Raw genomic sequence first — 281 nt, forward strand, 5'->3', positions numbered from 1 at the left:
CGCCGGGCCATCCGGATCGCAGTTCGGTCTCGGCGACGTCGTTCAGAGCTTCTTCCTGTCGCCTGCCAAGCCGACCGATGGCGGCCTCATCTGGGGCGCGGGACCTGTCTTCCTGATCCCGACCGCGACGGACGATCTGCTCGGCGGCGAGAAATGGGGCGCAGGGCCGACCATCGTCGCGCTGAAGCAGGACGGCCCCTGGACCTATGGCGTGCTCGCCAACCACATCTGGTCGTTCGCCGGCAACGAGGACCGCAACGACATCAGCAGCACGTACATGC

General features: G+C 66.9%; 1 pseudogene. It reads left to right on the top strand.

Annotated features, from left to right (window positions below):
• A pseudogene (locus AF337_RS38695) lies at window positions 1-281 on the top strand (transporter); the annotation flags it as partial.

The organism is Rhizobium ecuadorense (genome assembly GCF_001187535.1).
Classification (GTDB): domain Bacteria; phylum Pseudomonadota; class Alphaproteobacteria; order Rhizobiales; family Rhizobiaceae; genus Rhizobium; species Rhizobium ecuadorense.